Source organism: Streptococcus oralis (assembly GCF_015561235.1).
GTDB classification, from domain to species: domain Bacteria; phylum Bacillota; class Bacilli; order Lactobacillales; family Streptococcaceae; genus Streptococcus; species Streptococcus oralis_BK.
In genome coordinates this window covers 472,911-484,684 of sequence record NZ_JADMTC010000001.1, presented here as the reverse complement: position 1 = coordinate 484,684, position 11,774 = coordinate 472,911, and the positions used below count along the sequence as shown (strand labels likewise).

General features: G+C 40.2%; 10 protein-coding genes. 4 read left to right on the top strand and 6 right to left on the bottom strand.

Annotated elements, in window-relative coordinates:
- Positions 1-255 precede the first annotated feature (255 nt).
- On the bottom strand, positions 256-1,989 hold the full coding sequence (gene ptsP / locus I2H52_RS02525) for a phosphoenolpyruvate--protein phosphotransferase (RefSeq protein ID WP_195594043.1): 1,734 nt from the start codon (positions 1,987-1,989) through the stop codon (positions 256-258).
- A gap of 4 nt (positions 1,990-1,993) precedes the next feature.
- Positions 1,994-2,257 carry a phosphocarrier protein HPr gene (locus tag I2H52_RS02520; protein WP_000146948.1) on the bottom strand — a complete coding sequence of 88 codons (264 nt, stop codon included), beginning with the start codon at positions 2,255-2,257 and terminating at the stop codon, positions 1,994-1,996.
- A gap of 361 nt (positions 2,258-2,618) precedes the next feature.
- Between I2H52_RS02520 and nrdH the strand changes: the two genes are divergently transcribed.
- From nrdH to I2H52_RS02500, 4 genes are all read left to right on the top strand, one after another.
- Positions 2,619-2,837: a glutaredoxin-like protein NrdH gene (nrdH, locus tag I2H52_RS02515; protein WP_000259240.1), complete on the top strand. Its 219-nt coding sequence runs from the start codon at positions 2,619-2,621 to the stop codon at positions 2,835-2,837.
- Between the two features lie 85 nt (positions 2,838-2,922).
- On the top strand, positions 2,923-5,082 hold the full coding sequence (nrdE, locus tag I2H52_RS02510) for a class 1b ribonucleoside-diphosphate reductase subunit alpha (RefSeq protein ID WP_195594040.1): 2,160 nt from the start codon (positions 2,923-2,925) through the stop codon (positions 5,080-5,082).
- Positions 5,083-5,276: 194 nt separating this feature from the next.
- Complete coding sequence (gene nrdF / locus I2H52_RS02505) at positions 5,277-6,239, top strand: class 1b ribonucleoside-diphosphate reductase subunit beta (RefSeq protein ID WP_000451378.1); 963 nt, start codon at positions 5,277-5,279, stop codon at positions 6,237-6,239.
- 139 nt (positions 6,240-6,378) lie between these two features.
- Positions 6,379-7,146, top strand: a complete 768-nt coding sequence (locus tag I2H52_RS02500) for a DeoR/GlpR family DNA-binding transcription regulator (protein ID WP_000917584.1) — start codon at positions 6,379-6,381, stop codon at positions 7,144-7,146.
- Positions 7,147-7,185: 39 nt separating this feature from the next.
- Here the strand turns inward: I2H52_RS02500 and lacG are convergent, their stop codons facing one another.
- The 4 genes from lacG to I2H52_RS02480 form a co-directional block, all read right to left on the bottom strand.
- Complete coding sequence (gene lacG / locus I2H52_RS02495) at positions 7,186-8,592, bottom strand: 6-phospho-beta-galactosidase (protein WP_195594038.1); 1,407 nt, start codon at positions 8,590-8,592, stop codon at positions 7,186-7,188.
- 84 nt (positions 8,593-8,676) lie between these two features.
- Positions 8,677-10,371: a lactose-specific PTS transporter subunit EIIC gene (locus I2H52_RS02490; RefSeq protein WP_070567861.1), complete on the bottom strand. Its 1,695-nt coding sequence runs from the start codon at positions 10,369-10,371 to the stop codon at positions 8,677-8,679.
- Positions 10,371-10,688, bottom strand: a complete 318-nt coding sequence (locus tag I2H52_RS02485; protein WP_001078319.1) for a PTS lactose/cellobiose transporter subunit IIA — start codon at positions 10,686-10,688, stop codon at positions 10,371-10,373. Before I2H52_RS02485 ends, I2H52_RS02490 begins: the two co-directional genes overlap by 1 nt.
- A gap of 34 nt (positions 10,689-10,722) precedes the next feature.
- A complete protein-coding gene (locus tag I2H52_RS02480; protein WP_195594035.1) occupies positions 10,723-11,559 on the bottom strand; it encodes a PRD domain-containing protein in 837 nt (278 codons plus the stop codon).
- Positions 11,560-11,774 lie beyond the last annotated feature (215 nt).

The following is an 11,774-nucleotide window of genomic DNA, read 5'->3' as shown; positions in this document are numbered from 1 at the left end:
GAAACTCTCTTTCTTTTTGTTATTTCTAGTTGCAATTCATTTCTAAATAGCAGAAACTCCTCTCTATTACTTAACTGGTTAACAGTTTACTCCAAAATTTTCGCCTTGTCAAGCATTTTATGAACCAGTTAAGTATTTTTACTATTTTTTTACTTTTTAATAATTGTTTCAGATACGAGCTATGAAGTCTAACTCTCATTTCCCCAACTTAAAAAATCAAAAAATCCCTGCAACTGAATTGCAAGGACTTTTCGATTAATCAAAATTAACGTATTCTTTTTGAAGTTCAAGAACTTCTTCCATTGTTGAGCATTCTGTAAGGGCACGGTTAGCGTACTCTTCCATCTTAGCAGTATCTAATTTCTTCATCAAACTACGTGTACGAAGGACTGATGTTGCTGACATAGAGAACTCATCCAAGCCCATTCCGACAAGAAGTGGAACAGCTTTTTGGTCACCAGCCATCTCACCACACATACCAGCCCATTTACCTTCAGCGTGAGCTGCCTTGATCACATTGTTGATCAAGCGTAGGATTGATGGGTTGTATGGTTGGTAAAGGTATGAAACTTGTTCGTTCATACGGTCTGCTGCCATTGTGTATTGGATCAAGTCGTTTGTACCAATTGAGAAGAAGTCAACTTCTTTTGCAAATTGGTCTGCAAGCATGGCTGCTGCAGGGATCTCAATCATAATACCAACTTGGATATCATCCGCAACTGCAACACCTTCAGCAAGAAGATTTGCTTTTTCTTCGTCAAAGACTGCTTTAGCTGCACGGAATTCTTTCAAAAGCGCAACCATTGGGAACATGATACGCAATTGACCGTGAACAGACGCACGAAGAAGAGCACGGATTTGTGTACGGAACATAGCATCTCCAGTCTCAGAGATAGAGATACGAAGGGCACGGAATCCAAGGAATGGGTTCATTTCGTGAGGCATATCGAAGTAAGGAAGTTCCTTATCTCCACCGATATCCATTGTACGAACAACAACAGGTTTACCGTTCATTCCTTCAAGTACAGCCTTGTAAGCTTCATACTGCTCGTCTTCTGTTGGGAAGTCTTGAGAATCCATGTACAAGAACTCTGTACGGTAAAGACCAACAGCTTCGGCACCGTTGGCATTGACACCTTCAACGTCTTTTGGAGTACCGATATTAGCAGCCAATTCAAAGTGTTTACCATCAGCAGTCACTGTTTGAGCATCTTTCAAAAGTGCCCATTCAGCTTTTTGCTTCGCATAAGCTTCACCAGCAGCCTTGAATTCTGCCGCTTGCTCATCAGTTGGGTTGATAATCACTTCACCAGTGATACCGTTAACAGCAAGGATATCACCATCTTTAACAATTTCAGTGATGTTGTTTGTACCCAATACTGCCGCGATTTCAAGTGTACGCGCCATAATAGCTGAGTGGCTTGTACGTCCACCAATGTTCGTTACAAAAGCTTTTACAAAGTTTTTGTCCAATTGAGCTGTATCTGAAGGAGTCAAGTCATGCGCAATCACAATCACTTCTTCATTGATAGAAGCTGGGTTTGGCAATTTTTTACCAAGAAGATTTGCCAATACACGTTTTGTCACGTCGCGGATATCCGCTGCACGTTCTTGCATGTATGGGTTGTCTTCCATACCTTCAAAGATAGTGATAAACATGTCTGTCACTTCTTTCAGACCTGCTTCTGCATTCACTTTCTTAGCACGGATTGTTTCTTTGATTTGGCTGATCATTTCTGGGTCAGCAAGAACCATTAAGTGAGCGTCAAAAACTTGAGCTGCTTCTTCACCGAGCGTACCTACTGCTTTCTCACGAATAACAGAAAGCTCGTCTTGTGATGCTTTTAGAGCGGCATCAAGGCGAGCTTCTTCTGCGTTTGTATCTTCGACTGTAACAGTCTCAAATGACAAATCCGGTTGAACGAGTAGATATGCTTTTGCAACTGCAACACCGTCTGATGCTGCGATTCCTTTAAGCATTTCTGTCATTTCCTTATGCCAATCCTTCTTTTTCCATAGTTTCAGTGATAGCAGCGATTGCGTCATCAGCATCTGCACCTTCAGCTGAAATTGTAACGTCAGCACCTTGGCCAACACCAAGACTCATAACACCCATGATAGATTTAAGGTTTACTGATTTACCTTTGTATTCAAGAGTGATATCTGAAGCAAATTTGCTAGCTGTTTGAACCAACAATGTTGCTGGACGTGCGTGAATACCTGTTTCTGCCACTACGTGGAAATCTTTAGAAGCCATAGTTTGACTCTCCTTTAGTTATTTCTTTTTTGGATTATATGTGATAACCCTTACAAGACTGTATTATATCACCTTCTAGATAATTTTTCAAGTGTTTTATGGACTTTCTTCTATTTCCTTTCTGATAACTTGCTGAAAATCTTCTATTTATATTGCCAATATACAGTATGTAGTTTTTTTATTTTGAGAAAGTTTGACAGTTCAACGGAAATCAAAATTTATGTTTTCAAAAACACTATATCTTGTGTTTTGATTTCAAAACCGTAACTTTTTAGCACAAGATTTAGTTTAAAAAGTTTGACAAAGTTTTTTTTTCTGATATACTAAGAAAGTAATCTATTTTGAAAGAGGAGTTACGAAAATGGTAACCGTTTATTCTAAAAACAACTGTGTCCAATGTAAGATGACCAAGCGTTTCTTGGACAGCAACAATGTGGCTTATCGTGAGATTAATCTTGACGAGCAACCTGAGTATATTGACCAAGTTAAAGAGCTCGGTTTCAGCGCTGCTCCTGTCATCCAAACACCAACTGAAGTCTTTTCAGGTTTCCAACCAGGAAAACTAAAACAATTAGCATAACTTTAGTGCATCATCCAGAAGAAACTGCTTCTAGGGCTAACTTAGAGGCCTTTCTTTTGTAATCAGGTTAGATAAGGAAAATTTTATGGGATTAAAACATCTTGAGGACGTGACCTACTTCCGTCTCAATAACGAAATCAACCGTCCTGTCAATGGACAAATCATGCTTCATAAAGATAAAGAAGCCTTGGATGCCTTCTTTAAAGAAAATGTAGTTCCAAACACTATGGTTTTTGATTCAATCACTGATAAAATCAACTACCTCATTGAGCACAACTACATCGAAACAGCATTTATCAAGAAATACCGCCCAGAGTTTTTGGAAGAATTGTCTCAGTTTATCAAAGATCAAAACTTCCAATTCAAGTCATTCATGGCTGCCTATAAGTTTTACAATCAATATGCTTTGAAAACTAACGACGGGGAATACTATCTTGAAAGCATGGAAGACCGTGTCTTCTTTAACGCGCTTTATTTTGCTGACGGGGATGAAGCGATTGCAATTGATATTGCCAATGAAATCATCCACCAACGCTACCAACCAGCTACTCCTTCCTTTTTGAACGCAGGTCGTGCTCGTCGTGGGGAGTTGGTATCTTGTTTCTTGATTCAAGTAACGGATGACATGAACTCTATCGGACGTTCTATCAACTCTGCTCTTCAACTTTCACGTATCGGTGGTGGTGTGGGAATTTCCCTCAGCAACCTTCGTGAAGCCGGAGCTCCTATCAAAGGTTATGAGGGTGCTGCTTCTGGTGTCGTACCAGTTATGAAGCTTTTTGAAGACAGCTTCTCTTACTCAAACCAACTCGGGCAACGTCAAGGTGCTGGGGTTGTCTACCTCAACGTCTTTCATCCAGATATCATCGCCTTCCTTTCAACTAAGAAAGAAAATGCCGATGAAAAAGTTCGTGTGAAGACCCTTTCACTTGGTGTAGTGGTACCAGATAAATTCTACGAATTGGCTCGTAAAAATGAAGAAATGTACCTCTTCAGCCCTTACTCTGTAGAACTTGAATATGGTGTACCATTCAACTACATCGACATCACTGAAAAATACGATGAATTAGTCGCAAATCCAAATATCCGCAAGACAAAAATCAAGGCGCGTGATTTGGAAACGGAAATCTCTAAATTGCAACAAGAATCTGGCTATCCTTATGTAGTCAACATTGATACGGCTAACCGTGCGAATCCAGTTGATGGCAAGATTATCATGAGCAACTTGTGTTCTGAGATTCTTCAAGTTCAAGAACCAAGCTTGATCAACGATGCTCAAGAATTCCTTCAAATGGGAACGGACGTTTCATGTAACCTTGGTTCAACCAACGTGGTCAACATGATGACCTCACCTGACTTTGGTCGTTCAATCCGTGCCATGGTACGTGCGCTTACTTTCGTTACAGATAGTTCGCACATCGTAGCTGTTCCTACTATCGACCACGGAAATAGTTTGGCTCACACCTTTGGTCTTGGTGCCATGGGACTTCATAGTTACCTTGCCCAACAACTCATCGAATATGGATCACCCGAGTCAGTTGAATTTACAAGCATCTACTTTATGCTTATGAACTACTGGACCTTGGTGGAGTCAAATAACATCGCGCGTGAACGTGGTATCACCTTCCACAACTTTGAAAAATCAGACTATGCTAACGGAAGCTACTTTGACAAGTATGTGACAGGCGAGTTTGTTCCAAAATCAGACCGTGTCAAAGAACTCTTCAAAGACGTCTTTATCCCAAGTGCTGCTGATTGGACTGAACTTCGCGAAAAGGTTCAAGCAGATGGACTTTACCATCAAAACCGTCTAGCTGTTGCTCCAAATGGTTCTATCAGCTACATCAACGACGTTTCTGCTTCTATCCACCCGATTACGCAACGTATTGAAGAACGCCAAGAGAAGAAAATCGGTAAAATCTACTATCCAGCTGCAGGCTTGTCTACAGATACCATTCCTTACTACACTTCTGCTTATGACATGGATATGCGTAAAGTGATTGATGTTTACGCTGCTGCGACTGAGCACGTGGACCAAGGGCTTTCACTCACTCTCTTCATGCGTAGCGACATTCCAAAAGGTCTTTACGAATGGAAGAAAGAAAACAAACAAACGACACGTGACTTGTCAATCCTTCGTAACTATGCCTTTAACAAGGGTATCAAGTCTATCTACTACGTCCGTACCTTTACAGACGACGGTGGGGAAGTCGGTGCTAACCAATGTGAAAGTTGTGTGATTTAATTTTTATCTGAGGCAACCACATTTTCTCAGACTACTGATTAAGTTACCCACCAGAAAAAACTTGATAAGTATCTTAAATACTATGAAAAACTAAAAAGTCGGGCTTCCGACTTTTTGTGCGATACTCTTCTCAGACTATGATAAAATAGAGATGATTTGACAATCGCATTATTACATACAGAAAGAGATTTCAAATGGAAACTTACTACAAAGCCATTAACTGGAATGCCATCGAAGATGTCATTGACAAATCAACTTGGGAAAAACTGACAGAGCAATTCTGGCTCGATACGCGTATCCCCTTGTCAAATGACCTAGACGACTGGAGAAAACTATCAAACAAAGAAAAAGACTTAGTAGGAAAAGTCTTTGGTGGTTTGACCCTTTTGGATACCATGCAATCTGAAACAGGAGTTCAGGCGCTTCGCTCAGACATCCGTACACCGCATGAGGAAGCTGTTTTCAACAACATCCAGTTTATGGAATCTGTTCACGCAAAATCTTACTCTTCTATCTTTTCAACCTTGAATACCAAGGCTGAAATTGAAGAAATCTTTGAATGGACCAACACTAATCCCTACCTACAAAGAAAAGCAGAAATTATCAATGAAATCTACCTCAATGGTAGCCCACTAGAAAAGAAAGTTGCCAGTGTCTTCCTTGAAACCTTCCTCTTCTACTCTGGTTTCTTCACCCCCCTCTACTATCTCGGTAACAACAAATTGGCCAACGTTGCGGAAATCATCAAACTGATCATCCGTGATGAGTCTGTTCACGGAACCTACATTGGTTACAAATTCCAACTTGGTTTTAACGAATTGCCTGAAGAAGAGCAAGAAAAACTTAAAGAATGGATGTACGACCTGCTCTACACTCTCTACGAGAACGAAGAAGGTTATACTGAAAGTCTCTATGACGGTGTTGGTTGGACTGAAGAAGTCAAAACCTTCCTTCGCTACAATGCCAATAAGGCCCTTATGAACCTAGGACAAGATCCACTCTTCCCAGATTCAGCTGATGATGTCAACCCAATCGTTATGAACGGTATTTCAACAGGAACTTCTAACCACGACTTCTTCTCTCAAGTCGGAAATGGTTACCTCCTTGGTGAAGTTGAAGCCATGCAAGACGAGGATTACAACTACGGTTTAGACTAATTTGGCCGATCATTCAAAATATCATGGTTTGTTTAAAACAACCATGGTATTTTTGTTTTTGTTTTATTTTGTTTTTTTATATTTGATTGATTGAGCGTTTTATGGTAAGATAATAATAGTAGAAATCGAGGTGATAAGGATGCTAAAGCAAGAAAAACTAGATAGTATTCTAGAAGCAGTAAACACAAAAGGCACTATTACTGTAAAAGAGATTATGGAGAGTCTTGATGTATCAGATATGACAGCTCGTCGCTACTTACAAGAATTGGCAGATAAGGATTTGCTGGTTCGTGTGCACGGTGGCGCTGAAAAACTTCGTACAGGTTCTCTCTTAAACAACGAACGCTCAAACGTTGAAAAACAAGGCTTACAGATTGCTGAAAAACAAGAAATTAGCCGTTTTGCAGGTCATTTGATTGACGAAGGTGAAACCATTTTTATCGGACCAGGAACAACCTTAGAATGTTTTGCTCGTGAGCTTCCTATCGATAATATTCGTGTTGTAACAAACAGTCTTCCAGTTTTTCTCATCCTAAACGAACGAAAATTAACAGATTTGATCTTGATTGGCGGAAATTATCGCTCTATCACTGGTGCTTTTGTAGGGACACTTACCTTGCAGGATTTGACCAACCTTCAGTTTTCTAAAGCTTTTGTAAGCTGTAATGGTATTAAGGATAAGGCAATTGCTACTTTCAGTGAAGAAGAGGGCGAGGTACAACGAATCGCCCTGAATAATGCCAATAAAAAATACTTACTGGCAGACCACAGTAAGTTTAATAAGTTTGATTTTTACACTTTTTACAATATCTCAGAGATTGATACCATCGTTTCAGATGCCAAACTGAGTCAGGAGACATTTGAAGATCTGTCGAAACAAACAACCATTCTTTTATCAAAACCATAAAAATTCCCCTGCCTTTTGGCAGGGAATTTTTGTTGAATTTTAATCAATAAGCTGTGTCTCAGCTAGTTTCTTGTACCAGTGAGCCGATTTCTTTGGATAACGCTCCTGGGTCTCAAAATCAACATAGAAGAGGCCGTAACGCTTTTCGTAACCATTTGACCAAGAAAAGACATCCATCAGAGACCAGATAAAGTAGCCTTTGACATTGGCTCCATCAGAGATTGCATCTGCAATCACTTCCATATGTTTCTTAACATAATCAATCCGTCCATCATCGTAGACTGTCCCATCCACAAACTCATCTTTGTATCCGAGACCATTCTCTGTGATGTAGATTTTCTTGTAATTTGGGTAATCTTTCTTCACGCGCATGATTTGATCATACAAACCTTGAGGATAGATAATCCAGTCCCAGTCCGTACGTGGGACATAGTCAGGCGCCACTCGACGTCCAACTCCCTTAATCTGATACTTAGAGCTTCCTTTTTCACCCTTACCGTTATGAATGATTTCTGTTTCGCCATCAAAGGCTTGCATCCAATCACTCATGTAGTAGTTAATTCCAAGGAAGTCATTCAGGTCTTTTGCAGCTTCTAGCACAGCGAAGTCTTCTTTACGCAGATCTAAACTTCCACCATTGACTGCTAAGATATGGTTGACACCTTCCATCGTTTCTTCGGAATATCGTCCTAGATAAGTCGCATCCAAAATAAATTTATTGTGAATGATATCTTCTAACTCGGCTGCACGAACATCTGCTGGATTATCTGGATCCAGAGGATACTTAGTAGGCAGGGCATGAACCACACCAATTTCACCCTTATATCCCTTATCCTTGAAAAGTTTTACTGCACGCGCATGCGACACCATCATATTGTGATGAGATTGGAAGACTTTGGCAAGGTCGTACTGAATACCTGGAGGGAATTTCCCAACCAAATACTGACCATCTCCTATCGGCCCAATTTCATTAAAGGTTGTCCAAAAGTTAACTTCAGGAAATTCTTCAAAACAGAAGGCTGCATAATCCACAAAGTGATTAATGTTTTCTCTATTCAGGAAATCTCCGTTTGAATGAAGTGCTTCTGGCGTGTCAAAGTGATGAAGAGTCACGAAGGGCTCAACATGCCGTTTGTGGCACTCTGCAAATAGATTATGATAGAACTCAACCCCCTTGTCATTAACCTTCCCATAACCAGTTGGAAAGATACGTGACCAAGCGATTGAAATACGGATACCATTGACACCATACTCTTCTGCAAGTTTGAGGTCAACTGGGTATTTGTGATAGAAATCACTGGCTGGTTCAGCAGTGTACCAGTAGTTATCTTTGAGGTATTTGTCCCAGGCGACTGGCCCTTTACCATCAGTATGTGTAGCACCTTCTGCTTGGTAGGCTGCTGTTGCTCCGCCAAAAATAAAGTCTTTTGGAAGTGTTTTTGTCATTTGATTCACCTTTCAAGAAATAGAAATGAGATGGGGGTATAGTTGGGAGGAGTTCCTCCATCTCACTTCTTCGCTATTTACATTTTATTCTTCGAACTGCGCTTGAACAAAGGCAAGAGCGCCTTTTCCATCGCGAGTCAATTTAATGTATTGGCCACCTTCTGTCTTAGCAAGTTTGATACCAAGTTTGTCAGTTTCGGCCTTCATGTCTTCAAAGTTTGAAGCAACTTGAGGAGCAAGGATAACCAGATCAAACTCAGGCAACATTTCACGGTGAGCACCATAGCCACCAGCTGCTGCTTTAACAGGAACCTTGTACTCTGCAGCTGCCTTGTTTAGAGCATTTGCAAGGAGGCCACTTGTTCCTCCGCCTGCACAAAGAACGAGAACATTAGTTTCTTCAGTGATTGTGTTTTGCGCTGCTTCTACACCTGCTTTTTCAAGAATAGCATCTGCTTTGGCAGTATTGAAGTTTGCAGCTACTTTTTCTTTTAATTCATCATTGGCTTTACCAGAACGTTCTTCTTCAAGAATTTGTTCATCATAAACCTTGAGGAATGGATAGTAAATGGCTACGTCAACAAGGATTAACAAAGCAGCAAGTACAAATGACAAGAATTGGAAGTTTGTACCGAGAACAATACCGAGCGGACCTGGTGTTGTCCAAGGAAGGTTGGCAGTAAATGAGTTCATGCCGAGCGTTTCAATGAAGAATTTAAAGATCCATACGTTTGCGATTGGAGCAAAGATGAAAGGAATAAAGAAGATTGGGTTCAAGACTAGCGGAGCACCAAACAGGATTGGTTCGTTCACACCGAAGAAGGTTGGTACTACTGACGCACGTCCGATTGCACGGTTTCGTTTCGATTTGGTCAACCACATGAACATGAATGGAACAACCAGTGTCGCACCAGTACCACCCATGGTAACGATAAACATTTGTGTACCAGAAGTAAGAATCTTGTCAGCGTGCATACCTTGTTGGAGAAGGTTCAAGTTGACTTCGGCATTTGCATAGGTAATAGCTGCGATTGCTGGCTCGACGATTGAAGGACCATGGATACCAACAAACCAGAAGAAGGCAAAGGCACCAAAGATAATCGTAATACCTAGATAACCATCAGCAGCAGAGAATAATGGTGCAAAGAATTTACCGATTGATTCAGCTACGCTTGCACCAACAAAATGACGAGCTAGTAAATCAAGAGCATAAAGAGAAACCACTGATAGAGTGAATGGAATCACATCTTTAAAGACTTGTGAGATATTTGGTGGAACTTCGTCAGGCATACGAATAGTGACGTTGTTCTTAACACAAACCTTATAGATGGCTACAGTAACAAAGGCAGCAAGGAAGGCTGAAAGCAAACCTTTTGTCCCCAAGAATCCAGTAGCTAGGCCATTTTCGATAGGATCAGCTGCCAACATCAACAAACCAACAATCGCTGCCAACAGTGTTGACATATAGTTGATTTGGTTGGTTTTTTCCATGCTACGATTAACTGAGTCCGTCAATGACTTAGCTGTTGTACCAGCTACCAAGAGAGCCAGAATCCCCATTGAATAACTATAAGGTTTCATGAGGAGATTAACAACATCGTCAGACCATTTAAAACCCCATGAGTTCGGAACAAAGGCAATCAAGATAAAGATACTTGAGAAGAGAATAACGGGCATACCAGCGATGAAACCATCACGAATAGCACGAAGATAGATATTACGAGATAATTTCTCAAAGAAAGGTTTTCCTTTCTCGATAAATGAAATTAGTTTGTTCATTACTTAACTCCTCTCTTATAGAGTTCGATTAAATGGTGCATCAAATCTTTTAACAAGATAGTTGTCATCAAGTGGTCTTGGCCATGCATCATGGTTACACTATAAGCTAAGTCCTCACCAGCTGCCTCCTTGGTCAATAGACTTGTTTGCGCGTGATGAGCCTCGGCGATACAGCCACCAGCTTCCTCGACTAAGCTATCTGCTTTCGCAAAATCGCCAGCTTCTGCAGCCTTCAAGGCTTCCAATAGTTTTGAACGAGCATCGCCAGCATAGGCTACGATTTCAAAACCTAGCAATGTTACTTCTTCTCTATTCATGATAGAATCCTCCTTATATATTGTTTGATAAATCTTATGACAGTAAACGTTGTATATGTAGAACTAGATAAACTCGCTCACTCTTATACAAATCAAGACCAGTATGTTGTGTAATCACATCATAAATCTCGGAACCAATTTCAAAAGCTTTTGGATAGGATTGTTTGATATGGTCTTCCATATCTAGAAGAGATTGATTATCATCTCTGGAACGGTCTAAATAATCCAAAAAATAGTTGAGATGAATCATAAAGCGATCATAGAAATGGTTATTCTCTTTGGTTCGTTGAATAGCGTAACTCTTTAGCACTTCTTCAACATTCCTGAGGATTTCTTTCCTCTTGTCTATCGACTCAACCACTTGAACTTCGTTCTCCCCTTCGGCATTGATGAAATGATAAGCGATCCGAATAATTTCATCCTCAGGGAAATGATCTGTCAACTTCTGACGATAAATTTCAAAGGCTTCCTTTGCTATTTGAAAAGCGACAGGATATTTGGCAGAAATATCTGGCAGATTGCTATCCTTGTACCTTCCTTGTGTTAGAGCTTGATAGGAACAGTAAATATGATCTGTCAAGGTCACATAGAGATATTCTTGAATCGGATAGTGATATTTCTTAGAAAGATTATCAATGATCTCGTAGGTCACTGTGATAAAATCAAGCGGAACACCTTTGAGCAGAGCCATAAAGTTTTCTCTGGACTCTTCTGTCTTCATCCGAAAGATTTTCTCAACTTGTTCTTCAGCAATCAAATCCCCCTTCTTCTTTCCAAATGCAATCCCCTTACCAATCACAATCACTTCTTCCCCTTTGTCGTTCCTGACAAGCGAGACGTTGTGATTCATTGGGTTTAGAATTCGATACATGTCAACCTCCTTTTATCTCTTAAAGGTATATGAGTACAAAAAATGACCACAAATGAACTAGAAAATCCTTTGATTTCTAATCCATCTGTGATCATGCCTAATATTACTTAGTAACACTCACCTTGTATTAACTTGTGATTTAAGTATAGCACAAGTCAGTTTTTTTTGTAAACCTTTACATATAACTTTTTTTAAAATTTTTATTTAGATCAATG

What these genes read in the sequence shown, in the direction of transcription:
- ptsP (WP_195594043.1), bottom strand. Translation starts at nt 1,989, where the DNA reads ATGACAGAAATGCTTAAAGGAATCGCAGCATCAGACGGTGTTGCAGTT.
- I2H52_RS02520 (WP_000146948.1), bottom strand. Translation starts at nt 2,257, where the DNA reads ATGGCTTCTAAAGATTTCCACGTAGTGGCAGAAACAGGTATTCACGCA.
- nrdH (WP_000259240.1), top strand. Translation starts at nt 2,619, where the DNA reads ATGGTAACCGTTTATTCTAAAAACAACTGTGTCCAATGTAAGATGACC.
- nrdE (WP_195594040.1), top strand. Translation starts at nt 2,923, where the DNA reads ATGGGATTAAAACATCTTGAGGACGTGACCTACTTCCGTCTCAATAAC.
- nrdF (WP_000451378.1), top strand. Translation starts at nt 5,277, where the DNA reads ATGGAAACTTACTACAAAGCCATTAACTGGAATGCCATCGAAGATGTC.
- I2H52_RS02500 (WP_000917584.1), top strand. Translation starts at nt 6,379, where the DNA reads ATGCTAAAGCAAGAAAAACTAGATAGTATTCTAGAAGCAGTAAACACA.
- lacG (WP_195594038.1), bottom strand. Translation starts at nt 8,592, where the DNA reads ATGACAAAAACACTTCCAAAAGACTTTATTTTTGGCGGAGCAACAGCA.
- I2H52_RS02490 (WP_070567861.1), bottom strand. Translation starts at nt 10,371, where the DNA reads ATGAACAAACTAATTTCATTTATCGAGAAAGGAAAACCTTTCTTTGAG.
- I2H52_RS02485 (WP_001078319.1), bottom strand. Translation starts at nt 10,688, where the DNA reads ATGAATAGAGAAGAAGTAACATTGCTAGGTTTTGAAATCGTAGCCTAT.
- I2H52_RS02480 (WP_195594035.1), bottom strand. Translation starts at nt 11,559, where the DNA reads ATGTATCGAATTCTAAACCCAATGAATCACAACGTCTCGCTTGTCAGG.